The sequence below is a fragment of the Pseudomonas sp. LBUM1674 genome (genome assembly GCF_059695635.1).
This window is the reverse complement of the sequence record NZ_CP166779.1, coordinates 1,219,534-1,244,931: the sequence shown is the minus strand read 5'-3', so window position 1 is coordinate 1,244,931 and position 25,398 is coordinate 1,219,534. Positions and strand designations below refer to the sequence as shown.

Sequence of the window (25,398 nt, the reverse complement as noted above, 5' to 3'; positions counted from 1 at the left end):
ATACCGTGAGTTTTATGAGAGTCCTTTGGCCCTGAAGCCCTCATTCCGTTAAGATAGCCCGCTTTTTCAAGGTGGGAGTCAGGCAGCATGGCGCAGCAGTATCAACCGGGGCAACGCTGGATCAGTGACAGCGAAGCCGAGCTGGGATTGGGCACCGTTCTGGCACAGGACGGCCGCTTGTTGACCGTGCTCTATCCGGCCACTGGCGACACTCGCCAGTACGCGCTACGGAATGCGCCGCTCACTCGCGTGCGGTTTTCGCCGGGCGATTCGATCACTCACTTCGAAGGCTGGAAACTGACCGTACAGGAAGTCGACGACGTCGACGGCCTGTTGGTCTACCACGGCCTCAATGCACAGAACGAAGTGGTCACCCTGCCGGAAACCCAACTGTCGAACTTCATCCAGTTCCGCCTGGCCAGTGACCGCCTGTTTGCCGGGCAAATCGATCCGCTGCCCTGGTTCTCCCTGCGTTATCACACCCTGGAGCACACCAGCCGCCAATTGCAGTCCTCGCTGTGGGGCCTGGGCGGCGTGCGTGCGCAACCGATCGCGCACCAGTTGCACATCGCCCGTGAAGTCGCCGACCGCATTGCGCCGCGGGTATTGCTGGCGGACGAAGTGGGCCTGGGCAAGACCATCGAAGCCGGCCTGGTGATCCATCGCCAACTGCTCTCGGGTCGGGCCAACCGCGTGCTGATCCTGGTGCCGGAAAACCTGCAGCACCAGTGGCTGGTGGAGATGCGCCGCCGCTTCAACCTGCAAGTCGCGCTGTTCGACGAAGAACGCTTCATCGAAAGCGATGCCTCCAACCCGTTCGAAGACACCCAGCTCGCGCTGGTTGCACTCGAGTGGCTGGTGGAAGACGAGAAGGCCCAGGACGCACTGTTCGCTGCCGGCTGGGACCTGATGGTGGTCGACGAAGCCCACCACCTGGTGTGGCACGAAGACAAGGCCAGCCCCGAGTACAGCCTGGTCGAGCAGCTTGCTGAAACGATCCCTGGCGTATTGCTGCTGACCGCAACCCCGGAACAACTGGGCCAGGACAGCCACTTTGCCCGTCTGCGCCTGCTCGACCCGAACCGTTTCCATGACCTGCAGGCCTTCCGCGCCGAGAGCGAAAACTATCGCCCGGTAGCCGAAGCCGTTCAGGAGCTGTTGGACAAGGGGCGCCTGTCGCCTGAAGCGCACAAGACTATCCACGGTTTCCTCGGCAACGAAGGCGAAGCGTTGCTGACCGCGGTCAACGATGGCGATACCGAAGCCAGCGCCCGCCTTGTCCGCGAACTGCTGGACCGCCACGGCACCGGCCGCGTACTGTTCCGTAACACCCGCGCTGCGGTGCAGGGTTTCCCGGAGCGCAAACTGCACCCGTACCCGCTGCCGTGCCCGGACGAATACCTCGAACTGCCGCTGGGCGATCACGCCGAGCTGTACCCGGAAGTCAGCTTCCAGGCCCAGCCGGACGCCAACGAAGAAGAGCGCTGGTGGAAATTCGACCCGCGCGTCGAATGGCTGATCGATACCCTGAAGATGCTCAAGCGCACCAAAGTGCTGGTGATCTGCGCCCACGCCGAAACCGCCATGGACCTGGAAGACGCCCTGCGCGTGCGTTCCGGCATTCCGGCCACGGTGTTCCATGAAGGCATGAACATCCTCGAGCGGGACCGCGCCGCCGCCTACTTCGCCGACGAAGAATTTGGTGCGCAAGTGCTGATCTGCTCGGAAATCGGCAGTGAAGGTCGCAACTTCCAGTTCTCGCACCATCTGGTGCTGTTCGATCTGCCATCGCACCCGGACTTGCTGGAACAGCGTATCGGTCGCCTGGACCGGATCGGCCAGAAGCACATCATCGAAGTGCACGTGCCGTACCTGGAAACCAGCCCGCAAGAGCGGCTGTTCCAGTGGTACCACGAAGCCCTGAACGCGTTCCTCAACACCTGCCCGACCGGCAACGCCTTGCAGCATCAGTTCGGCCCACGTCTGCTGCCGTTGCTGGAAAACGCCGACGATGGCGAGTGGCAAGCGCTGATCGACGAAGCCCGCGCCGAGCGTGAACGTCTGGAAGCCGAGCTGCACACCGGCCGTGACCGCCTGCTGGAGCTCAACTCCGGCGGCGCCGGCGAAGGCGATGCGCTGGTCGAGGATATCCTTGAGCAAGACGATCAGTTCGCGCTGCCGATCTACATGGAAACCCTGTTCGACGCCTTCGGTATCGACAGCGAAGACCATTCGGAAAACGCGCTGATCCTCAAGCCGAGCGAAAAAATGCTCGACGCCAGCTTCCCGCTGGGCGACGACGAAGGCGTGACCATCACCTACGACCGCAACCAGGCGCTGTCTCGCGAAGACATGCAGTTCATCACCTGGGAACACCCGATGGTTCAGGGTGGCATGGACCTGGTGCTGTCCGGTTCGATGGGCAACACCGCCGTGGCGCTGATCAAGAACAAGGCGCTCAAACCCGGCACCGTGTTGCTGGAACTGCTCTACGTCAGCGAAGTGGTTGCCCCGCGCTCGCTGCAACTGGGCCGTTACCTGCCGCCGGCCGCCCTGCGCTGCCTGCTGGATGCCAATGGCAACGACCTGTCGGCCCGGGTCTCGTTCGAGACCCTGAACGACCAGCTGGAAAGCGTGCCTCGCGCCAGCGCCAACAAGTTCATCCAGGCCCAGCGCGATCAGCTGTCGCCCCGGATCAACGCCGGCGAAGAGAAGATCTTCCAGCGTCACGCCGAGCGCGTTGCCGAAGCGCAGCGGCGCCTGGCCGCCGACACCGACGAAGAACTGGCGCGCCTGACCGCGTTGCAAGCGGTCAACCCGACCGTGCGCGACAGCGAACTGATTGCCCTGCGCAAACAGCGTGAGCAAGGGTTGGCCATGCTCGACAAGGCGGCGTTGCGATTGGAAGCGATCCGGGTGTTGGTGGCGGGTTGATCCCGGCCCTGCCCCGTTAAACAAAAGGCCCGCAGCGATGCGGGCCTTTTTTTGTCTGCTTGATTGGTGTGCTGTTCTTGAGGGCCTCTTCGCGAGCAAGCTCGCTCCCACAGTGTCCGTGTCGAGCCCAAAATCCATGAACGCCACTGAACCTGTGGGAGCGGCGGTGCGGCGATCCGACTTGCCCGCGATGGCGATCAGGCAGTCGCCGCAGCAACCCCAGGCTCAACCACAGCCACCAACCCATCTTTCATCCGCTTGGCATCGCGCACGAAACACCGCGAAGCCAGGACCAGAAACACCATCGTGAAAAACAACGCCACCGGAATCAGGTACATCGCGTCATGCAGGCCCACCGCCTTGAACGCCTCGGTCATCTGTTCGGCACCGGCCGACAGCATGGCGGCATGGGCGAAGTGATCGGACAGAGCCCCCACTACCACCGGCCCCAACCCACCGCCGAGCAAATACAAACCGGCAAAGAACAGGGCCATGGCCGTCGCCCGCAGGCGCGGTTCGACCACGTCCTGAATCGCCGTGTAAACACAGGTGTAGAAGTTATAGGCAAACAACCAGCCCAGGCTGAACACCGCCACAAACACCCCGATCTCGATCCGCCCCGCATGCAGGGCCCAGGCCGTGCACACCGTCGAGATGATCAGGCTGAATGCCGCGAACAGCAGGCGACCATTGGCTATGCGCTGGTGAATCTTGTCAGCGACCCAGCCGCCCAGCGTCAGTCCGAACAATCCGGTGACGCCGACGATCACCCCGGTTGCCACCGCTGCTTCCTGCAGCGGCATCAGGAAGTAGCGCTGCAGCATCGGCACCAGGAACGAGTTACAGGCATAGGTCGCGAAGTTGAAACAGAGCCCCGCCATCACCAGCCACAGGAAGGTCGGTACTGCCAGTACGCGGCGGATTGGCCGGTCCACCCGTTCCTGCGAGACCTGCACGCTTTCCGCTGCGCCGCGTTTCGGTTCCTTGATGAAGAACATGAAGACCGCCAGGATCAGCCCCGGCACCGCCGCGATGAAGAACGGCGCACGCCAGCTGTCGAACGCCTTGACCATCCAGCCAATGGTGAAGAACGCGAGCAATAACCCCAACGGCAGGCCGAGCATGAAAATGCCCATCGCCCGCGCGCGGCGGTGGGCCGGGAACAGGTCGCCGATCAGCGAGTTGGCAGCCGGCGCGTAACTGGCTTCGCCGATGCCGATGCCCATGCGCACGATCAGGAAACTCCAGAAACTGCCCACCAGCCCGTTGACGGCTGTCAGCCCGCTCCACGCCGCCAGGCCCCAGCCCATCAATTTGCTGCGCGAACCGGTATCGGCCATCCGCCCCAAAGGCAGGCCGGCGATGGCGTAGACGATGGTGAATGCAGTGCCGATGATCCCCAGCTGAAAGTCGCTGAGGTGCCATTCCATGCGGATCGGCTCGATGATGATGGCCGGGATGGTGCGGTCGAAAAAGTTGAACAGGTTGGCCAGGAACAGCAGGAACAGAATGCGCCAGGCATTCGCCGCTTGGGTCGAGTTCTGCATGGGTCCGTCTCTTTTATTGTTATTGGGACATCACTGTCCCGGAACCTGCAATCTAGTCAGGCCCGCCGGAGCTGTCTGTAATTATTCGTAAAGCTGATACCTGCCCATGGCAGCAGGCGTGGCCCATGCAACGATTTATTTCCAAAGGCACCGGCGCTCATCCCACTATCGCAGCGAGTGGTCAGCCCTCCGAGTCTGGCTCGCGGTACAGCTGCACTAACGTTGACGGGTCCTTTTCCAAAAAGCCCTGGCCCCCATGCAGGCGCATCAGTTGTGCGGCCAATCCGCTGATGGGCGTGGCCGAGCCCTGTTCACGGGAAAACTGCACGGCGGCGTCGAGGTCCTTGAGCAGCGTGCGAACGTGCCATTTCACCGGTTCGAAACGACTCTCGGCCATTTGCGGTGCGAGTATCTGCAAGGGCCTGGAGTCGGCGAAACCGCCGGCCAGGGCCTCGGCGATCAGGCGGGCATCGACGCCGGAGCGTTCGGCCAACGCCACCACTTCGGCGATCACCAGCGCATTGCAGGCGACAATCATCTGATTACAAGCCTTGGTCACCTGCCCTGCCCCGACGGCGCCCATGTGGGTCACGCGCTGACCGAGGCTGCGCAGCAGCGGCCTGACTCGCTCCAGATCCGTCGCTTCGCCGCCGACCATGATCGCCAGGCTGCCGCCCTCCGCGCCGACGACGCCACCGGACACTGGGGCGTCCAGCCAGCTCATGCCGGTCTGACTGATCAGCGTTGCCGCCATTTCCCGCGTCGCGGCAGGTTCCAGGCTGGAAAAATCCACCAGCAGTTGGCCGCTTTTCGCCCCTTGCGCCACCCCCGCCGCGCCAAAAACCACCTCGCGCACCACTGAAGTGTCCGCCAGGCATAACATCACCACGTCCGCGTGCTGGCACAACTCGGCAGGCGTCGCGACCTGTCGCGCGCCGGCCTCGATCAGGGGCGCGCACTTGGCCGGATTGCGATTCCACACGGTCAGCGGATAACCCGCTGCCAACAGGCGCCGACACAGGGGCAAGCCCATCAGGCCAATCCCGGCAAATCCCAGCGGCGGTAGCGTTGCCATCCTTTAGTCTCCCATTTGATTGAAGATCGTCAATTACTGGCCGCGAAACCCACTGCCTTGCTCACAATCAGAAACAATTAAGCGGCCCCAAGGCAGCGCAATAAACTGTTCCCGTTACGCGCACGTCACCCTTGCCAAGACCCTTCTGTGGTCTTTCTTCACGGCAACATGCCATCACGCTACTCACCTACACACTTTTATCCAGCGAAGCGGCGCACCAATAATGTGCACGCCATCAGCTCGTCGCCCTTTCCTGGATCAGAATCCACGGTGAAACAACCACTGCCCACAGCTCGGGATCACGTTCGAAAAGATCCAGCGCCCGCGTTTCAGACAGCTTGCCGAGCTGGTCAGAGGCCAGCCAGGCAGCCACTTTCTCATCTTCATCCGTGGCCACGGCCTCGGCGGCGGCGATCAAATCCAGGCCAGGATCGACCCATAACAGGGCACCCTTGGCGAAGAACGGTTCCAGCTCCTTCCAGTTGATAGATGCGGTTTCACCAAGCAGCTTGGCATAGAGGGTGCTAGGTTCTTGAGTCATGGGTCCTGTCCGGAAAAGAAATCGTCGTCATCATAACGTCGGTGGTCTGGCAGAAAAACCCGGATGTAATTGAGTTACTGATCGAAAACAGCAGGAAAGCCAAGGATTGCTGATACTTCAGCTATAACCCCGCCGCGATTCTGTCTTTTTCTTTCAATTAAGCGACACCCTCAGGTTTTGCCCCCTGGCGCCAGCTTCCCAGGCTGACAATCGGCGCTCTACACTGTACCGGTACAGTTGCCGGGGGCATTTCCGGAGGATATCGAAGGTATCTGACCCGGTTCTGCTGCTACGGCGCCAGGACTATAAAAACTACAACAGTAAGAGTGGAGCACTATGACTAAGGCTACTAAGCAGATTTCCAAACTGTTTGCCGCTATGGTTCTGGCCGGGGTGGCCAGCCATTCGTTCGCAGCCGACACCATCAAGATCGGCATCGCCGGCCCTAAAACCGGCCCTGTAGCCCAATACGGCGACATGCAATTCAGTGGCGCCAAAATGGCCATCGAACAGATCAACGCCAAGGGCGGCGTAGACGGCAAGCAACTTCAAGCCGTTGAATACGATGATGCCTGTGATCCGAAACAAGCCGTGGCTGTGGCGAACAAAGTCGTCAACGACGGCGTCAAGTTCGTCGTCGGTCACCTGTGCTCCAGCTCCACCCAACCGGCTTCGGACATCTACGAAGACGAAGGCGTGATCATGATCACCCCGGCTGCCACCAGCCCGGACATCACGTCCCGTGGCTACAAAATGGTGTTCCGCACCATCGGTCTGGACAGCGCCCAGGGCCCTGCCGCCGGTAACTACATCGCCGACTTCGTAAAACCGAAGATCGTTGCCGTTCTGCACGACAAACAGCAATACGGTGAAGGCATCGCCACCGCCGTTAAACAAACCCTCGAGAAGAAAGGCACCAAGGTTGCCGTGTTCGAAGGCATCAACGCCGGCGACAAGGACTTCTCGTCGATGATCTCCAAACTCAAGCAAGCCAACGTCGACTTCGTCTACTACGGCGGCTACCACCCGGAGCTGGGCCTGATCCTGCGTCAAGCCAGTGAAAAAGGCCTGAAAGCCAAGTTCATGGGTCCGGAAGGCGTGGGTAACGACTCCATTTCGCAGATCGCCAAGGACGCTTCCGAAGGCCTGCTGGTGACCCTGCCGAAATCCTTCGACCAGGATCCGGCCAACATCGCCCTGGCTGATGCGTTCAAAGCCAAGAAGGAAGACCCGAGCGGTCCGTTCGTGTTCCCGTCCTACTCCGCTGTGACCGTCATCGCTGACGCCATCAAGACTGCCAAGTCCGAAGACACTGCCAAAGTGGCTGAAGCCATCCACAAAGGCACCTTCAAGACGCCGACCGGCGACCTGAGCTTCGATGACAAGGGCGACCTGAAAGACTTCAAATTCGTGGTCTACGAGTGGCACTTCGGCAAACCAAAAACTGAAGCCAAGCCTCAGTAAGGCGTTGCCTGACTGACTGCCAATAAAGCCCACGGCGTGCCGTGGGCTTTGTTTTACGAACGTATTGGGCCGCGCTGGCGTGATCCGCCAGCCTCCCCACCTGAAAATCTCAAAACCGTCATCAGCGGTTCGCTGGCCAATCTCGAATTCGAAGTGGGTGCAGATCCATGGGGCTCGAGCGGGAAAATGACTCCACCAGTGAAATGCGTATCAGGTTTTTAGGAGCGCTGTAATGCCTGACATCTATCACTTTCTCCAACAGCTGGTTAATGGTCTGACCATTGGCAGCACGTATGCCCTGATCGCCATCGGCTATACGATGGTTTACGGCATCATTGGAATGATCAACTTCGCCCACGGCGAGGTGTACATGATCGGTTCGTACGTGGCGTTCATCGCCATCGCCGGGCTGGCCATGATGGGACTCGACAGTGTTCCGCTGTTGATGACCGCCGCTTTCATCGCGACCATCGTCGTGACCAGTGCCTACGGCTACAGTATCGAACGGATCGCCTATCGCCCCTTGCGCGGCAGTAACCGTCTGATCCCGCTGATTTCCGCCATCGGCATGTCGATCTTCCTGCAGAACACGGTTCTGCTGGCGCAAGACTCCAAGGACAAATCCATCCCCAACCTGATCCCCGGTAACTTCTCCTTCGGGCCAGGTGGCGCACAAGAAGTGCTGATTTCCTACATGCAAATCGTGGTGTTCGTGGTGACTTTTGTCGCCATGCTCGGCCTGACGATGTTCATCTCCCGCTCTCGCCTGGGTCGCGCCTGCCGCGCCTGTGCCGAAGACATCAAGATGGCCAACCTCCTGGGCATCAACACCAACAACATCATCGCCCTGACCTTCGTCATCGGTGCCGCGCTGGCAGCCATCGCCGCCGTGCTGCTGAGCATGCAATACGGCGTGATCAACCCGAACGCCGGTTTCCTGGTCGGCCTCAAGGCCTTCACCGCCGCAGTACTGGGCGGTATCGGCAGTATCCCCGGAGCCATGCTCGGCGGGATCGTGCTGGGGGTGGCGGAAGCTTTCGGTGCCGATATCTTCGGCGACCAGTACAAGGACGTCGTGGCGTTCGGCCTGCTGGTTCTGGTGTTGTTGTTCCGGCCAACCGGCCTGCTGGGCCGTCCGGAGGTTGAGAAAGTATGACTAGGAATCTTAAACAGGCGTTGTTCAGCGCGCTCTTGGTTTGGGCTGTGGCGTATCCGGTACTCGGGCTGAAGTTGACCATCGTCGGCATCAACCTCGAGGTCCATGGCACCAGTGACACCACACTGATCACCATCGCCGTGTGCTCGGTATTGATGTTCCTGCGGGTGCTGTTCGACCAGCAGATCAGCTCGGCCTGGCGCTCCTCGCCAAGCATGCCGCTGATTCCGGCCAAGGCCAGTCACTTCCTGACCCTGCCGTCCACCCAGCGCTGGTTTATCATCGCGTTGATCGCCGGCGCCCTGGTCTGGCCGTTCTTCGGCTCTCGCGGGGCGGTGGATATCGCCACCCTGGTGCTGATCTACGTGATGCTCGGCCTCGGCCTGAACATCGTGGTCGGCCTGGCCGGTCTGCTCGACCTGGGTTACGTGGGCTTCTATGCTGTCGGCGCCTACAGCTATGCGTTGCTGTCGCATTACTACGGCCTGAGCTTCTGGATCTGCCTGCCGATCGCCGGCCTGATGGCGGCCACCTTCGGCTTCCTGCTCGGTTTCCCCGTATTGCGTCTGCGCGGTGACTACCTGGCGATCGTGACCCTGGGCTTCGGTGAAATCATCCGTCTGTTCCTGCGTAACCTGACCGGCCTCACTGGTGGTCCGAATGGCATCAGCAATATCGAGAAACCAACGTTCTTCGGCCTGACCTTCGAGCGTAAAGCGGCCGAAGGGATGCAGACCTTCCACGAGTACTTCGGCCTGGCCTACAACTCGATCAACAAGGTGATTTTCCTTTACCTGGTTGCATTGTTCCTCGCGCTGGCGGCGCTGTTCGTCATCAACCGCCTGCTGCGCATGCCTCTGGGTCGCGCCTGGGAAGCGTTGCGTGAAGATGAAATCGCCTGCCGTGCGCTGGGTCTCAATCCTACGGTCATCAAGTTGTCGGCCTTCACCCTGGGCGCCAGCTTCGCCGGTTTCGCCGGCAGCTTCTTCGCTGCGCGTCAGGGGCTGGTAACACCGGAGTCCTTCACCTTCATCGAGTCGGCGATCATTCTCGCCATTGTGGTGTTGGGTGGCATGGGCTCGCAGCTGGGCGTGATCCTGGCCGCGGTGGTGATGATCCTGTTGCCTGAAATGATGCGTGAGTTCAGTGAGTACCGCATGTTGATGTTCGGCGCCTTGATGGTGCTGATGATGATCTGGCGTCCTCAAGGCCTGCTGCCCATGCAACGTCCTCACATGGAGCTGCGCAAATGAGCCGTGAGATCCTTAAAGTCGAAAATCTGAGCATGCGCTTCGGCGGCTTGCTGGCGGTCAACGGCGTAGCCCTGACCGTGAAAGAAAAACAGGTTGTGGCGCTGATCGGCCCTAACGGCGCCGGCAAGACCACCGTCTTCAACTGCCTGACCGGTTTCTACAAACCGAGCGGTGGCAGCATCCTGCTTGACGGTCAGGCGATCGAAGGCCTGCCCGGCCACAAGATCGCCCTCAAAGGCGTGGTGCGCACCTTCCAGAACGTGCGGCTGTTCAAGGACATGACGGCGGTCGAGAACCTGTTGATCGCCCAGCACCGTCACCTGAACACCAACTTTCTGGCCGGCCTGTTCAAAACCCCGGGGTTCCGCAAGAGCGAGCGCGACGCCATGGAGTTTGCCGAGTACTGGCTGGACAAGGTCAACCTCACGGCGTTTGCCAACCGTCCGGCCGGCACCCTGGCCTACGGTCAGCAACGTCGCCTGGAAATCGCTCGCTGCATGATGACCCGTCCGCGGATCCTCATGCTCGACGAACCGGCCGCCGGCCTGAACCCGAAGGAAACCGAGGACCTCAAGGCGCTGATCAGCATGCTGCGTGAAGAGCACAACGTCACCGTGCTGCTGATCGAACACGACATGAAACTGGTCATGAGCATTTCCGACCACATCGTCGTGATCAACCAGGGCACCCCCCTGGCCGACGGCACGCCGCAACAGATCCGCGATAATCCTGAAGTGATCAAAGCCTACCTGGGGGAAGCGTAAATGCTGCAATTCGAAAACGTTTCCACCTTCTACGGCAAGATCCAGGCCCTGCACAGCGTCAACGTGGAAATCCGTCAGGGCGAAATCGTGACGCTTATCGGTGCCAACGGTGCCGGCAAGTCGACCCTGCTGATGACCCTCTGCGGTTCGCCGCAGGCCCACAGCGGCAGCATCCGCTACATGGGCGAAGAGCTCGTGGGGCAGACCTCGGCGCAGATCATGCGCAAGAGCATCGCCGTCGTGCCGGAAGGTCGTCGGGTGTTTGCCCGCCTGACCGTGGAAGAAAACCTCGCCATGGGCGGCTTCTTCACCGACAAGGGCGATTATCAGGAGCAGATGGACAAGGTTCTCGGACTTTTCCCACGCCTGAAAGAACGCTTCGCCCAGCGCGGCGGCACCATGTCGGGTGGCGAACAGCAAATGCTCGCCATCGGCCGGGCGCTGATGAGCAAGCCCAAACTGCTGCTGCTCGACGAGCCGTCGCTGGGTCTGGCGCCGATCATCATCCAGCAGATCTTCGACATCATCGAACAGCTGCGCAAGGATGGCGTGACGGTGTTCCTGGTGGAGCAGAACGCCAACCAGGCCCTGAAAATCGCTGACCGCGCCTACGTGCTGGAAAACGGCCGGGTGGTGATGCAAGGCACGGGTGAAGCGTTGCTGACCGATCCTAAAGTGCGCGAAGCGTATCTGGGTGGTTAAGCCTTTGCGGTAACCAGAAACGGCCTTCGGGCCGTTTTTTTATGCCCACCCCTATCCCGACAACACCGCAAATCCCCTGTAGGAGCTGGCTTGTCGGATCGCCGCACCGCAGCGAAAGCGGTGGATCAGTCAACATCTTCGTTGGATGTGAAGCCGCCTTCGCTGGCAAGCCAGCTCCTACAGGGGGTTGTGTGATCAGTTAAAGCCGATCCAACGCCTCGCCACTGCGCTTGAACCAGTCGATCAAGTAATCCGCCAGCACCTGGGTGCGTTTGGGCAAACCGCCCTGATAGGGATGTACCAGATACATCGGCATTCTGCGGGTTTGATAATCGCGCAGGAGCCAGCGCAATCGTCCGTCAGCCAATTCCGTTTGCAGCAAATAGGAAGGCAAACGCGCAATGCCGGCGCCGGCCAGTGCCGCTTTCTTCAGCAGGCTGTAATGGTTGCTGGCGAAGGGTCCGGACACGCGAACCCGCAATAACTCATGTTGCTGATGATAAAGCCACTCTTCGCGGCCGCTGTAATGACTGTTGAGCAGACAGCGGTGTGCAGCGAGCGCTTGAGGCGTCAACGGTTCGCCGTATTGTTCGAGATAGCCCGGACTCGCGCAGGTCATCTCGTGCCAGGCCAGCAGGGGTCGGGCGACCAGACGCTCGTCATTGCCCACCTCGGAGCGAACCGCGAGATCGAAACCGTCGCGGGACAGATCACGATAGTCATTGCTGAGGTCGAGCTCGATCTGCACGTCGGGATAGGTATGAGAAAATTCCAGCAACAAGCCATCGAAGAAGGTTTCCCCCAGCGATACCGGAACCGTCATACGCACCGGGCCGGCCATGTCGTCCTTCAATCGCGCCAAGGCCTGACGCGCCCTCTCCACTTGGACTACGAGCGCCTGGGCTTGTGGCAGCAATGCCGCGCCCGCCGCGGTCAGACTGAGGCGGCGCGTCGTACGTTGCAGCAGCACCACGCAAAACCGCGATTCCAACAGGCTGATGCGCTTGGACAGCTGCCCCTTGCTGCAACCCAGTTGCTGTGCCGCCTGGGTGAAACTCCCCGCTTCGATCAACACCGCGAACGCCGCCAGGTCATCCATTTCGCTCATGGATTGTTTCCATTTGAAAACCAAAGGTTGCCTATTAGTACGCTTATCAATGTAAAAAACCACTCTAGACTGGGGCCTCGTTCAACTCATTCGAGGATCAGCACCATGAAAATTCTTTTGATCGGCGCCGGCGGCACCATCGGTTCAGCTATCGACAACGAACTGTCCGAGCGGCACGAAATCATCCGCATCGGCCGTAACAGCGGTGATTTACAGGTCGATATCAGCGACAGCGCCTCGATTCGCCAACTGTTCGAGCAAACCGGCAAGTTCGATGCATTGGTGTGCGCCGCCGGTAACGTGACCTTCGCCCCCTTGAGCGAAATGACCGAAGACAGTTTTGCGCTGGGCCTGAAGGATAAATTGATGGGGCAGGTCAACCTGCTGCTGATCGGCCGTGAATTCGCCAACGACGGCGCGTCGTTCACCTTCACTACCGGCGTGCTCAGCCACGACCCGATTCGCAGCGGCGCCTCGGCAGCCCTGGTCAATGGCGCGCTCGACAGCTTTGTCCGTGCCGCTGCGATTGAGTTGCCCCGCGGCCTGCGCGTCAACTCGGTGAGCCCTAACGTATTGGTCGAAGCCATGGGCAAGTACGCGCCGTACTTCCGTGGCTACAAACCGGTGCCGGCGGCCGATGTGGCACTGGCCTACGCCAAAAGCGTCGAAGGCTTGCAAACCGGTCAGACTTTTCATGTGGGCTGAACCTGGCTAAGGATCAAAAGATCGCAGGCTTCGCCAGCTCCTACAAAAGTGCGCTCCACCGTAGGAGCTGCCGCAGGCTGCGATCTTTTGATCTGGCTTTTGATTTTAAGACCCCGCGATCTTTCTCAGGGTTGTGATGAACGGTCAGGCTGAGTAACGTGGCGGCACTTGTCTGGAGAACCAAAGATGCGTGTCGCCCGTTCCTTAGTCCTTGTTGCCCTGCTTCCGCTGTTCGCCGCGTGCCAATTGCTGGATGGCCCCCGTGAAAGCGCCTCCAACGTGGGGCAAACCCGCTTACAGGGCCAGTTGACGGCGGCCGACGGCAAGCTGCTGTTCCAGCCGTGCAATGAGCAGCGCAGTTACGTGGTCAACGACACCGGAGGCACCAGCGTCCTGCAAGAGGCCGCCACGTTGGCCAATGCCCGGGGCAAGTTGTTCGCCGACGTGCGCGGCCGGATCGTCGCCAGTGGCGCCGATAACCGACTCGATTTGCAGCAGCTGTACCGGGTCGAGCGTTCGGGCACCGCCTGTGACGATCCAGACTTCAAAAAGTTGATTTTGCGCGCTGCCGGCCACGACCCTGAGTGGAACGTGAGGGTCAGCGCCAAAGGCATGATTATCGAGCGCGTCGGTCAGAAGCCATTGGCGGTGCCGTACGTTGAAGAACAACTGGGCGATGGCCGCTTCAACCTCAGCACCGAAGCCAATAACCAGCACATCGAGCTGTGGGTCACGCCGCAACGTTGTGTCGACAGCACGACCGGCAGTGTCCAGCACATGAGCGCCGAACTACGCATCGATGGCAAGGTTCAGCGCGGCTGCGGGTATTTCGGCGGATCCCGGGACGACTGATCGTTTAAGCCTCACGGGAATGCGCCTTTGGGGCTTATAATCCCCGGTTTCATACGCCTTGGCGCAGTTGTGCGCCCCGCGAACCGGATCCCGTCATGTTACGAATCACCGAACTCAAGCTGCCGATCGACCATCCCGATGAAGACCTGCGCCCTGCCATCGTGCAGCGCCTGGGGATCGCCAGTGATGACCTGCTCGATTACACCTTGTTCAAGCGCAGCTACGATGCGCGCAAAAAGTCCTCCGAACTGTGCTTCATCTACACCATTGACCTCAACGTTCGCGATGAGGCGGCGGTGCTGCACAGGTTCGCCGATGACCGTAACGTCAACGTGGCGCCGGATGTCAGCTACAAGCCGGTTGGCCAGGCGCCGGATGATCTGCAGCAACGCCCGATTGTCGTCGGTTTCGGGCCGTGCGGGATTTTCGCCGGGCTGCTGCTGGCGCAAATGGGTTTCAAGCCGATCATCCTCGAACGCGGCACCGAAGTGCGGCAACGCACCAAGGACACCTGGGGCCTGTGGCGCAAGAGCGTGCTCAATCCCGAGTCCAACGTGCAGTTCGGCGAGGGCGGCGCGGGTACGTTCTCCGATGGCAAGCTCTACAGCCAGATCAAGGATCCGAAGTTCGTCGGGCGCAAAGTCCTGCACGAGTTCGTCAAGGCCGGCGCACCGGAAGAAATCCTCTACGTCAGCAAACCGCATATCGGTACGTTCCGTCTGACCGGTGTCGTGGAAAACATGCGTGAGCAAATTCGCGCCCTCGGCGGCGAAGTGCGCTTCCAGCAGCGTGTCACTGACGTGTTGATCGAGGATGGCCAACTGGTCGGCGTCGAACTCAACGGCGGCGAGCAGATCCATTCCAAGCACGTGATCCTGGCGCTTGGCCACAGCGCCCGGGACACTTTTCGCATGCTTCACGCCCGTGGCGTGTTCATGGAAGCCAAGCCGTTCTCGGTGGGTTTCCGCATCGAACACCCACAGTCGCTGATCGACCGCGCGCGCCTGGGCAAGTACGCCGGCCACCCGAAACTCGGTGCCGCCGATTACAAACTGGTGCACCACGCCAGCAATGGGCGTTCGGTCTACAGCTTCTGCATGTGCCCGGGCGGCACGGTCGTCGCAGCGACCTCCGAGCCGAACCGCGTGGTCACCAACGGCATGAGCCAGTACTCGCGTAACGAGCGCAACGCCAACTCCGGGATCGTCGTCGGCATCACCCCGGAAGTCGATTATCCGGGTGGCCCGCTGGCCGGGATCGAGCTGCAGGAGCGCCTGGAATCCCACGCCTTTGTGCTGGGCGGCAGCAACTACGAAGCGCCGGCGCAACTGGTTGGCGACTTTATCGCGGGCAAACCGTCCACCGAATTGGGCAGTGTCGAACCGTCCTACAAGCCGGGGGTTGCGTTGGGTGATCTGGCGCTGGCCTTGCCGGCGTTTGCCATCGAAGCCATTCGCGAAGCCTTGCCGGCCTTCGAGAAACAGATCCGTGGCTACTCGCTGCACGACGCGGTGTTGACCGGGATCGAAACGCGGACCTCATCGCCGCTGCGGATTACCCGGAACGAGTCGATGCAGAGCCTGAACGTGAAGGGCCTGTTTCCCGCGGGTGAAGGCGCGGGTTATGCGGGCGGGATCCTATCGGCGGGTGTGGATGGGATTCGGATTGCGGAAGCGGTAGCGCGGGATATCCTCGGCCTCGAAGCCTGACGCGCATTCCTGGATACAACACAAAACCTGTGGAGCCGGGCTTGCCCGCGATAGCGGTGGATCAGTCAACATCTCTGTTGAATTTGAATCCGCTATCGCGGGCAAGTCGAATCGTCGCACCGCCGGCTCCCACAAGGGTCTTCAGTGTATGAAAGATCTCAGATATTGGCGCGAAGGACTGTCGCCGGCAGCGGCTCACCGCGCTCGGCGCTAGCCGCCACCGCGTCCATCAAACCACTCAACTCATACCCCTGGGCCTTGAGCCAATCCTGATCGTAATAGGTGGTTGCATAGCGCTCACCGCCATCACACAAAATCGCCACGATCGACCCCGACTCCCCCGCTGCAACCATCTGCTGAGCCGCCATCAATGCGCCAATCAGGTTGGTCCCGCTGGATCCGCCCACTCGCCGTCCCAAGTGTTGTGCCAGATAATGCATCGCCGCCAGTGACAGGGCGTCCGGCACCTTGACCATCGCATCGATCACCTTGGGCAGGAACGACGCTTCTACCCGGGGCCGGCCAATGCCCTCGATTCGCGAACCATGGTCCAGGCGCAGGCTGGCATCGCCTGTCAGGTAGTAATCGAAAAACACCGAACGCTCGGCATCGGCGCACAGCACCCGGGTGCAATGCTGGCGATAACGGACATAACGACCGAGGGTCGCCGTGGTACCGCCGGTACCGGGGCTGGAAATCAGCCAGCTCGGCTCGGGGTGCTGCTCGAAACGCATCTGCTGGAAGATCGATTCGGCGATGTTGTTGTTGGCTCGCCAATCGGTGGCGCGCTCGGCGTAGGTGAATTGGTCGATGAAATGCCCATCCTGCTCGCGGGCCAGGCGCTCGGATTCGGCATAGATCTGGGTTGGATCCTCCACCAGATGACTCTGACCACCGTAGAAAGCAATCTGCGCGATCTTCTCTTTGGAGGTAGTCGCGGGCATCACCGCAATGAACGGCAATCCCAGCAAACGGGCGAAATACGCTTCGGAAATCGCCGTCGAGCCGCTGGAAGCCTCGATCACCGGTGCTCCGGGCTTGAGCCAGCCATTACACAGCGCATAGAGGAACAACGAGCGCGCCAACCGGTGTTTCAGGCTACCGGTGGGATGGCTGGACTCGTCCTTGAAATACAATTCGATGCCTGGGAAACCCGGCAGAGGCAAGGGGATCAGGTGGGTGTCGGCACTTCGCTGGAAATCGGCTTCGATGATCCGGATGGCTTCGCGGGCCCACTGTCGGTTGTCGCTCATGGTGGTTTTCTCGTCGAGTCGGCCTTACTGCAAGGCTCAGCTGACAAGCTTAGGAAAGATCCTACATCACGCACAGATACAGCTGAGGTTCAATACGCCCGGCAACTGCTAGGCTCAGCTCCGTGTCGATCCCTACCGCTGCAACGGCATATAACAAAAAAGAATATAACTTTTGTTTTAACAACTAACGGTACGGGTTAGGGTGTGCCACCTTTTGAATCCATCGATGGAGAGCGACCTTGCCTCTGCGTAGCACTTTCACGCGTTTCTTTCAGTTGGAAGCTGCCAGCGGTCTGCTATTGATCGCCGCTGCAGCCCTGGCTTTGATCATCAACAACTCCCCGCTGTCGTGGCTCTACAACGGCCTGCTGGACACCCCCGTGGTGGCCCAGATCGGCGCGCTGAAAATCGCCAAGCCCTTGCTGCTATGGATCAACGACGGTCTGATGGCCTTGTTCTTCCTGCTGATCGGCCTGGAAGTGAAGCGCGAAGTGCTCGACGGCCAGCTGTCCAAGCCGTCACAGATCGTCCTGCCCGGCGCGGCCGCCATTGGCGGCATGGTGGTACCGGCGCTGATCTACTGGTTTCTCAACCGGGATAACCCGCCAGCCCTCAGCGGCTGGGCCATTCCTATGGCCACCGACATCGCCTTCGCCCTCGGCGTGCTCGCACTGCTGGGCAAGCGGGTGCCGGTGTCGCTGAAACTGTTCCTGATGACCCTGGCGATCATTGACGACCTTGGCGCCATCATCGTCATCGCGATCTTCTATTCAGGTGCGCTGTCGACGCTGTCACTGGCTCTGGCGGCAGCCTGCATCGTGGCGCTGATCGCGATGAACCGGCTCGGCGTGGTCAAGCTCGGGCCGTACATGATCATCGGCCTGATCCTGTGGGTCTGCGTACTCAAGAGTGGCGTCCACGCGACCCTGGCCGGCGTGACCCTGGCATTCTGCATTCCGCTTCGCACCAAAAATGCCGAACCTTCGCCGCTGCTGACCCTGGAACACGCCCTGCATCCCTGGGTGGCCTACGGCATCCTGCCGCTGTTCGCCTTCGCCAACGCCGGCCTGTCCCTGAGCGGGGTCACCCTCGAAAGCTTCACCCACCACGTGCCGATGGGCATCGCGGTCGGCCTGTTGCTGGGCAAGATGCTTGGCGTATTCGGCCTGACCTGGCTGGCGGTGAAAATCGGCATCGCCGCCCTGCCCCAAGGCGCCAACTGGGGCCAGGTACTGGGCGTGGCGATCCTCTGCGGCATCGGCTTCACCATGAGCTTGTTTGTCGGCTCCCTGGCGTTTGTGCCGGGTGCCAGTGAATACGCCGGGATGGATCGGATGGGGATTTTGACCGGTTCGATACTGGCGGCGGTGATCGGGTATGGGGTGACGGCGGTGGCGAGTCGCAAGCGTAGTAGTCCGGCGGTCTAGCGCGAAAGGAACGTCGTCACAGGGGGTGTCGGAGCGTACACAAATCCCGAGTCTGGCAAAGATCCACTGTAGGTTGCATCCGAAAAAAAACCCCGACCAGTCACCTGATCGGGGTTTTCTTTTGCTACGTCCGGCTTAATGCGAAACGCGACTCGTACCATCCACCGTGGCAATCCGTACACGTTCACCAACACGGAATACTTCGTTTTCCTGAACCTGTTGCACGTAGGCGCGCATGCTGCCGTCGTCTTCACGGACGGTGATTTCCACGCCCTGGGTGCGGGTCAGGCCTTCTTCGGTAGCGGAACCGAGCAGACCGCCCGCCACTGCGCCGATGACGGCGGCGACGATACTGCCGCGACCGCCCCCGATGGCGCTACCGCCGACACCGCCCACGACTGCACCCGCGGCGCCGCCGATCGGGGTCTTGGTGCCTTCGATTTTTACCGGACGCAATGCTTCAATGGTGCCCATGCGAATCGTCTGTACACGACGCGCTTCGTCACGGGAGTAGGAGTCACCGGTCAGGTTCGATTGGCAGCCAGTGAGCAACATCGCCATGGTGGAAAAGGAAGCAACCAACAGAACAGACTTACGCATAGCATCAACTCCAAAAAGACAGGTATTCATTAAACTCCGCAGCTTGACGCCTGTCACGGCATCGCCCGGATAAAATTGGTTTCATTCAGTTCCGGTACAGACGTCCGCGCGAATTTGCCACACAGTAGCGGCAAATCCCGGGATCTGCCCCGCTGATTCAAGGATTGTCATGGATTACTTCATCATTGTCGTCACCACTGTCGCCGGCCTGTACTTCCACGGGTGGCTGTACGTGCGGATCAAGCGCTGGATGGACCGCGACCTGGCGTTGGCCCTGGCGGGCAGCGATGAGCATAAGAAAGCCTTCATGCTCCAGCAATTGGCAAACGCTCAGGCGCAGAAGATCAAGCGTCGGGACCTGCCCCAGTGGCTGGAGGCCGCTGCGGCAGGCTATCCCGGTCGGTAGACTGCTTAGGGTGCCAGACGTTCAAGAATCCAGTTGGCGCCCAGACGGTAGTTAAGGCGATCGTGCAGACGGCTCGGACGGCCCTGCCAGAATTCGATGCGCTCAGGCAGCAGACGATAACCGCCCCAATGTTCGGGGCAGTGCGGCTGAGTGTCGCTGAAGCGTTGCTCGGTGTTCTTGAGCAAGGCTTGCAGTTCGTCACGATCGGCAATCACGCGACTTTGCGGTGAAGCCCAGGCCCCCAGCCGGCTGCCCAGCGGCCGGACTTGGAAGTAGGCATCCGACTCCTCGGGCGTCACCTTCACCACCCGCCCTTCGATCCGCACTTGCCGCTCCAGTGCCGGCCAGAAAAAGGTCATGGCGGCGAACGGGTTCGCCGCCAGGTGCTGCCCCTTGGCACTGTCGTAGTTGGTGAAGAAAGTGAAGCCCTGCTCGTCCAGTCCCTTGAGCAGCAGAATGCGGCAATGCGGCCGACCGTCCTGATCGACAGTCGCCAGGGTCATGGCGTTGGCTTCCACCGGCGCCTGTTCGGTTTTCACCGCGTCGGCGAACCACTGATGGAACAGCGCGAACGGCTCGGCCGGGGCTTGCGCCTCGGTCAGGCCGTCCCGGGTGTAGTCGCGACGCATATCAGCCAGGCCCTGGGTCATGGCGCATTCCTTTTAGTTAACGAATCACTTTTTTGCCGCATCGGCAGCGGCGACTTTCTTGTCAGCGGCTGCGGCTTTGGCCGGCGCGGTCTTTTTCACCGGAGTCTTGGCCGGTGTTTTCTTGGCTGGAGCCTTGGCAGCTTTCTTGGCCGGGACCTTTTTCGCTGCAGGTACAGCAGCTTTCTTCGCGGCTGGCGCAGGGGTGACCGGCGCGGCCACTGGCTTGACGTCCTGAGCAGCGACCAGGCGTATTGGCGCCGGAGCCGGCATGTTGTACTTGCTCAACAACGCCACCATGGTGTTCTGCGGGGTCACCAGCAGTTCCACGCGACGGTTCAGGGCACGACCTTCATTGCTGTCGTTGGCAGCACGCGGGGCTTCGCCGCCCATGCCGCGCAGCATCAGGCGATCACGCTGCAGGCCGCTGAGACGGAAAATCGCGGCCACGGATTGGGCGCGCTCCTGGCTCAGTTTCACGTTGGCCGGTGCCGCGCCCGACGTATCGCTGTGACCGAGCACCAGCACGGCAGTCTTTGGATCGACTTCGAGGATTTTTGCAACGCGGGTGAAGGGACCTAGCGTCACCGGCAGCAGCATGGCTGGACGGTCAGGGTTGAACGAACCTTCTACCGGCGCGGTGACCACCAGCACGTTTTCACGACGCTCGAGTTGCAGATTGCTGTCCTTGATCGCCGCGCGCAGGCGTGGTTCGTAGTCGTCGAGCCAGGCCTGGGTGACTTTCGGATCAGGCATCGGCACGGCTTTGGCGGTGCTTTGCTCCTTGCCACCGAACGGCCACCACCATTTGCCCCCTGCATCGGCTTGCGCCTTGGTCACTTCGACAGGTTTGGCTTCTGGTTTTACCTCCGGTTTTTTGTCCAGCACCTCTTCGGAGCCAAATGGCCAATACCATGGGCTGGAACTTTCAGCCTTGGCTACGGGCGCGGTTGCGGCAGGCTTCAGAGGGGCCGGGGCCGGGGCTGGAGTCGAAGCCGGATCTTTGGCGGCGACTTTGTCGGAGGAGCCGAACGGCCACCAGCTGCTGCCATCAGAATCATTTTGTGGTGTTTGTGCGCAACCGGTGATGGCGAAGCACAGGGCCAAGGCGAAGGTTTTATTGGATGACATTGGATTTCCACAAAATGAAGTAATGAAAAAATCAGACCGGAATAACCCGGATAAACAGACGCTTTGAAACCATAAAGGCCTTTGGGTTCCGGCCCTGGAACCCTTGAGCAGGTTTTACAGACAAGTGGCCAGTACCCGCACCAGCTTTTGCGCCCGCGGATCCATCAAGACGTACGGCCCCAGGGTGTTTGTCACAAACCCGAAGGCCACGTCGTATTCCGGGTCGGCAAAACCGATGGAACCGCCCGCACCCGGATGGCCGAAGGCGCGAGAGCCAAGGCCGTAGGTCGCGTTGGCGACGTCCGGTTGATCAAGCATGCAACCCAGACCGAAACGGGTCCGGGTCAGTAAAGTCTTGTCTTCGCCAAGGCTGTGTTCGCGGGTCAGCTCGTCGAGCATTTCGCTTTCCAGCAGGCTGCCATCCAGCAGTCCGGCGTAGAACCCGGCCAGGCTGCGGGCATTGCCGTGGCCATTGGCAGCCGGCTGCTGCATCCGGCGCCATTCCGGTTTATTAGTACTGGTCATGATCGAAGGCGGATTGGTGAACGCCCTCGTGCTCATGGCCGTCGGTTCGCGCATCGTTACTTGCAGCAAACGCTGGGCCGCGGCGTCGCCGACGTTGCCCTTGCCACGGGCGATGTGCGCCACGCGGTGAAATTCTTCGTCCGCCAGGCCGACATGGAAATCCAGCCCCAACGGCTTGGCAACGCGCGCCACGATGGACTCGCCCGGTCCTCGACCGTCGGCACGACGCAGTAGCTCGCCGACCAGCCAGCCATACGTGATCGCGGCGTAACCGTGACCTTCCCCCGGGGTCCACCAGGGCGTTTCGGCAGCCAGGGCATCGACCATGGTTTGCCAGTCGTAAAGCGCTTCGGGCGCCAACGGTTCGCGCAGCGCCGGCAGACCGGCCTGGTGGCAGAGCAACTGGCGCAGGGTCACGGACGCTTTGCCGGCGGCGGCAAACTCGGGCCAGTAGCGGGCAACCGGAGCATCCAGTTGCAGTTTGCCTTCGGCCACCAGTTGCAGGGCGGTCACGGCGGTAAAAGTCTTGGTGCAGGAGAACAGGTTGGCGAGGGTGTCGCTGTGCCAGGCGTCGCAGCCATCCTTGTCGGCGCTACCCGCCCATAGATCGACCACGGTTTCGCCCCCGACCTGGATGCACAACGCGCCGCCACGCTCCTGGGGATCGTCGAACAGCGCCGCGAACGCCTCTCGCACCGCTTCGAACTTTAGATCGTAATAACCCTGAATCAGCACCCGCAACTCCCCTGGATAAACGCACTACAAAGTGGCCCGCATTGTTCCAGCCATTGAGGCTTTTGGGAACAGGGGCGAGCTGGGCGGTCGGTCACCCATGTATTGGATCTGAAATTCATGGCGTCCTCTGGGACGCCTTCGCGAGCAGGCTCGCTCCCACATTGGATCTAAGTCACGCCAAAGATCCCCTGTAGGAGCTGGCTTGTCGGATCGCCGCACCGCAGCGAAGAACGATAATGCGGTCTCAGGCCCTAGTGACCATCGGCCGAATGCCCACCCGCCTGGCCAGCGCCCTGCCCCGGCCCCTTACCGGCGTCGCCTTGCCTACCGCCCTCGGCATCGTGGCTGGCTTTCTCCGCTTCAGCCTTGGTCTTCTGGGCCTCTTTGCCCAATTGATCGACCATTGCCAGGTTGCTCTTGCGCACACTGTCGACGAAACCCTGGAACGGCAGGTCGGTGATGCCCAGCAGACCAAAGTGACCGTTCTCACCGTCCTGCAGACGCCCGGTCACCGGTTGATCGAGGTACTGGAACCAATGCACCCCGACAATCGACGGTTCGTTCATCGCCTGTTTGAGGAAGTTAGCGTAGGCCGGCCCACGGTCTTCTTCTTTGGCCAATTGCGTCACGCCCCCCCAGAACGGGCCCCGATCCGCGGAGCCGAAGTTGAACTCGGTGATCAGCACCGGTTTGTCCAGGCTGCGCAGCGCGGCGAAGTCATAGCCGTCCTGCGGTTGCAGGGTATACATATTGAAACTCAGCACGTCGCAATACTGGGCGCAGGACGCCACGGCTTCCGGCGTGCTGATGGCAAAGCGGCCGCCCAGCAACAGCTGATTCGGCGCATGCCACTTCAGCGAGTCGGAAATGGTTTTGAAGTAGGTGTCGGCGAAGACCTTCTGGAAGTATTTGAAGTCAGCTTCGATTTCCGGGTGTTCAGCGCTCGGCAGTGGCGGCACGAAGCCCGGGTCTTCCATCAATTCCCAGGCTGGCAGGTCAATGCCCCAGGCTTTGGACAGGCCTGCCTGGTTGCGGTACTTGTCACGCAATTGCTTGAGGAACGCGCGTTTGGCCGGCACGTCGGTGGTCATTTTCAAGGTGCCATAGGCCAGTGCGTAACGGGCTTTCGGGTCGTCGCCGGGACCGGCCCAGGCCAGCTCGTTATCGGCGAAATACCCGATCAGCCACGGATCGTCGCGATGGTCGCGGGCAGCGATGGCCACGGCACGTTCGGTGGCCATGGCGAACCGCGGATCGAACGGGTCGGGCATGCCGCCCCACCAATCGCTGCCGGTGCTGATACTGGCGTAATCGCCGACGATCGACAGCGGCAAGGTGTACGGCACACGGTCGGTGTTGGCCAATACCGGCGCACTCCAGTTACCGACGGTGTTGAAACCCCAGGCCTGCAGGCGGTCAAGCGCATGGTTGGCCCATTGCTTTTCATCGACCACGGCTTTGCAGGGCTCGGCAACTGTCTGTTCAGCGGTTTGTACGACTGTTGCTTCGACGGCGTCGGACTTGGCCGCTTCGGCTACATCGGCCTTGGACTTAGCAGCTGCAGGTGCGGCGGGTTGTTCGGCGGCCTTGTCGACCGTCGCCTCGACCGCGTCGGCCTTGGCCGCCTCGGCGACACCGGCATTGGTGTCGCTGCCCGGTGCGCAGGGTTCGCCATACAGACGTTGCAAGTTGGCCCCATAGAAGTCGTACCAGCGACCGGCGTTATAACCACGGCCCTGATCGGCACCATTGCCGCCGCGGTTGTCGCCTTCGCCATAGTGGCTGGCCAGCAGCTCGTCGGGTTTGGGCAGGGATTCGAACATCCATTCGCGTCCGGCGATGTAGGTCCGATTGACGTCCGGGGTCACAGTGTTGACCCCTAGCGAGTAGAACGGATGCCCTTCCGGCGTCACCAGGTACCAGCGGCCGTCACGTTTCTCGGTGCGGAAAAAGCCACTGGCCTTGAAGACCGGCCCGTTGTCCAAGCCTCCGAACCTGTCCAACGACGCCTTCTGACGCTCGGCCAGCCAGGTTTTCAGCTGTTGCTGTTCCTTGGCGGCGCTGCTTTTGAGTTGTTCGTCGTTGCCGATCTTCTCTGGCCATTTGGCGCGGGTGGATTGCCCGTAAGCATCCACCAGACCGCCATAAGCCGCTTTGGTCACCGCTTCGCCTTCCTGCACGCCGAACCGCTCGAGCAGGATGCTCTGGGCGACTTTCGGCTGATCCATCGACAAGGTCACCGACACTACTTGGCTGCGCTCCAGCTCACCCGCGCTGCTGGCCAGCAATACGCGCTGACCGTCAAAGGTCATCGGCATCGGCGGCCCGGCTTTCATGCCCAGGCTCAAAGGTGTAAATGGCTGCAGCGGCACGAGCAAAGTTTGCGCAGGGCCGGCCGGCAGATCGACGCGACTGACCAGGGTCTTGCCGTCGTTGCTCTGGATTTTGACGTACAGGGTCACAGCCCAATTCATCGCGCTTTGAATCCGCAGGCTCATGAAACCCGACTGTGACCAGTCCCAGGCACCGGTTTGCGGGCTCAGGCGCAAGGTGGGCTGCGCCACCGGGTTGAACGTCACCCGCCGCAACACTTCGCCTTCGGCCGTTTGTTCGGCGTTGGATTGCGGCAGGCTGGCGTCCTGAGTCGCCACCTGGACCACGTCGGCGGGGCGCACAAAGTTGAACAGCGTCTGCTGGCCGGCAGGCGCCGCCAACACAGGGGCTGCAAACATCAGGGCAAAAACGGCAGGTAACGAACGGCGCGGCGAACGGCGAATCATGAGAACGAAATTCTCCCTAACGACCTTCAATGGGCCAATGGAAAAGCGATGGTAGAGAGATAGACAGCAGGTTGGGCAAAATTG

General features: G+C 60.9%; 21 protein-coding genes. 11 read left to right on the top strand and 10 right to left on the bottom strand.

Translation table 11 applies throughout. The features are described 5' to 3' along the window. Positions 1-87: 87 nt before the first annotated feature. Entirely contained in the window at positions 88-2,934 is a 2,847-nt protein-coding gene (gene rapA, locus ACA067_RS05725; protein ID WP_497460947.1) for an RNA polymerase-associated protein RapA, read from the top strand. Between the two features lie 197 nt (positions 2,935-3,131). Here the strand turns inward: rapA and ACA067_RS05720 are convergent, their stop codons facing one another. The 3 genes from ACA067_RS05720 to ACA067_RS05710 form a co-directional block, all read right to left on the bottom strand. Beyond that, positions 3,132-4,481, bottom strand: a complete 1,350-nt coding sequence (locus ACA067_RS05720; protein WP_497460946.1) for a spinster family MFS transporter — start codon at positions 4,479-4,481, stop codon at positions 3,132-3,134. A gap of 181 nt (positions 4,482-4,662) precedes the next feature. Then, positions 4,663-5,556 (bottom strand): NAD(P)-dependent oxidoreductase, encoded by an 894-nt coding sequence (locus ACA067_RS05715; RefSeq protein ID WP_497460945.1) that lies wholly within the window; start codon positions 5,554-5,556, stop codon positions 4,663-4,665. Between the two features lie 235 nt (positions 5,557-5,791). After that, positions 5,792-6,097 (bottom strand): DUF2288 domain-containing protein, encoded by a 306-nt coding sequence (locus ACA067_RS05710; RefSeq protein ID WP_497460944.1) that lies wholly within the window; start codon positions 6,095-6,097, stop codon positions 5,792-5,794. 336 nt (positions 6,098-6,433) lie between these two features. Here ACA067_RS05710 and ACA067_RS05705 point away from each other — a divergent pair, with 336 nt between their 5' ends. From ACA067_RS05705 to ACA067_RS05685, 5 genes are all read left to right on the top strand, one after another. Further along, entirely contained in the window at positions 6,434-7,561 is a 1,128-nt protein-coding gene (locus ACA067_RS05705; protein ID WP_307340682.1) for a branched-chain amino acid ABC transporter substrate-binding protein, read from the top strand. Positions 7,562-7,793: 232 nt separating this feature from the next. Next, entirely contained in the window at positions 7,794-8,717 is a 924-nt protein-coding gene (gene livH, locus ACA067_RS05700; RefSeq protein WP_497460943.1) for a high-affinity branched-chain amino acid ABC transporter permease LivH, read from the top strand. Then, positions 8,714-9,970 (top strand): high-affinity branched-chain amino acid ABC transporter permease LivM, encoded by a 1,257-nt coding sequence (locus ACA067_RS05695; RefSeq protein ID WP_497460942.1) that lies wholly within the window; start codon positions 8,714-8,716, stop codon positions 9,968-9,970. The genes livH and ACA067_RS05695 overlap by 4 nt, the downstream gene beginning before the upstream one ends. Then, entirely contained in the window at positions 9,967-10,734 is a 768-nt protein-coding gene (livG, locus tag ACA067_RS05690) for a high-affinity branched-chain amino acid ABC transporter ATP-binding protein LivG (RefSeq protein WP_497460941.1), read from the top strand. Before ACA067_RS05695 ends, livG begins: the two co-directional genes overlap by 4 nt. Next, positions 10,735-11,436, top strand: coding sequence for an ABC transporter ATP-binding protein (locus ACA067_RS05685; protein WP_064676186.1), 702 nt, complete (start codon positions 10,735-10,737; stop codon positions 11,434-11,436). It begins immediately after the preceding gene. A gap of 199 nt (positions 11,437-11,635) precedes the next feature. On the opposite strand, the gene ACA067_RS05680 is transcribed toward ACA067_RS05685, so the two are convergent. Next, the gene (locus ACA067_RS05680; RefSeq protein WP_497460940.1) at positions 11,636-12,544 is read right to left on the bottom strand and encodes a LysR family transcriptional regulator; all 909 of its coding nucleotides are present in this window, start codon (positions 12,542-12,544) and stop codon (positions 11,636-11,638) included. Between the two features lie 105 nt (positions 12,545-12,649). Between ACA067_RS05680 and ACA067_RS05675 the strand changes: the two genes are divergently transcribed. From ACA067_RS05675 to ACA067_RS05665, 3 genes are all read left to right on the top strand, one after another. Further along, positions 12,650-13,249, top strand: coding sequence for a short chain dehydrogenase (locus tag ACA067_RS05675; protein ID WP_497460939.1), 600 nt, complete (start codon positions 12,650-12,652; stop codon positions 13,247-13,249). Positions 13,250-13,435: 186 nt separating this feature from the next. Then, entirely contained in the window at positions 13,436-14,101 is a 666-nt protein-coding gene (locus ACA067_RS05670; protein WP_497460938.1) for a COG3650 family protein, read from the top strand. A gap of 95 nt (positions 14,102-14,196) precedes the next feature. Further along, positions 14,197-15,810, top strand: a complete 1,614-nt coding sequence (locus ACA067_RS05665) for an NAD(P)/FAD-dependent oxidoreductase (protein WP_497460937.1) — start codon at positions 14,197-14,199, stop codon at positions 15,808-15,810. Between the two features lie 158 nt (positions 15,811-15,968). Here ACA067_RS05665 and ACA067_RS05660 read toward each other — a convergent pair whose 3' ends face one another. Then, a complete protein-coding gene (locus ACA067_RS05660) occupies positions 15,969-17,063 on the bottom strand; it encodes a PLP-dependent cysteine synthase family protein (protein ID WP_497460936.1) in 1,095 nt (364 codons plus the stop codon). 239 nt (positions 17,064-17,302) lie between these two features. Between ACA067_RS05660 and nhaA the strand changes: the two genes are divergently transcribed. Beyond that, entirely contained in the window at positions 17,303-18,490 is a 1,188-nt protein-coding gene (gene nhaA / locus ACA067_RS05655; protein ID WP_497460935.1) for a Na+/H+ antiporter NhaA, read from the top strand. A 135-nt stretch (positions 18,491-18,625) separates the two neighbouring features. On the opposite strand, the gene ACA067_RS05650 is transcribed toward nhaA, so the two are convergent. Further along, positions 18,626-19,090 carry an outer membrane lipoprotein gene (locus ACA067_RS05650; protein ID WP_064676178.1) on the bottom strand — a complete coding sequence of 155 codons (465 nt, stop codon included), beginning with the start codon at positions 19,088-19,090 and terminating at the stop codon, positions 18,626-18,628. Positions 19,091-19,259: 169 nt separating this feature from the next. On the opposite strand from ACA067_RS05650, the gene ACA067_RS05645 reads away from it, so the two are divergent. Continuing rightward, a complete protein-coding gene (locus ACA067_RS05645; RefSeq protein ID WP_497455556.1) occupies positions 19,260-19,496 on the top strand; it encodes a hypothetical protein in 237 nt (78 codons plus the stop codon). 5 nt (positions 19,497-19,501) lie between these two features. Here the strand turns inward: ACA067_RS05645 and pdxH are convergent, their stop codons facing one another. From pdxH to ACA067_RS05625, 4 genes are all read right to left on the bottom strand, one after another. Beyond that, complete coding sequence (pdxH, locus tag ACA067_RS05640; protein ID WP_497438411.1) at positions 19,502-20,146, bottom strand: pyridoxamine 5'-phosphate oxidase; 645 nt, start codon at positions 20,144-20,146, stop codon at positions 19,502-19,504. Positions 20,147-20,170: 24 nt separating this feature from the next. Beyond that, positions 20,171-21,274 (bottom strand): OmpA family protein, encoded by a 1,104-nt coding sequence (locus ACA067_RS05635; RefSeq protein WP_497460934.1) that lies wholly within the window; start codon positions 21,272-21,274, stop codon positions 20,171-20,173. Positions 21,275-21,388: 114 nt separating this feature from the next. Beyond that, a complete protein-coding gene (locus ACA067_RS05630; RefSeq protein ID WP_497460933.1) occupies positions 21,389-22,534 on the bottom strand; it encodes a serine hydrolase domain-containing protein in 1,146 nt (381 codons plus the stop codon). A gap of 251 nt (positions 22,535-22,785) precedes the next feature. After that, positions 22,786-25,314, bottom strand: a complete 2,529-nt coding sequence (locus ACA067_RS05625; protein WP_497460932.1) for a beta-galactosidase — start codon at positions 25,312-25,314, stop codon at positions 22,786-22,788. Positions 25,315-25,398 lie beyond the last annotated feature (84 nt).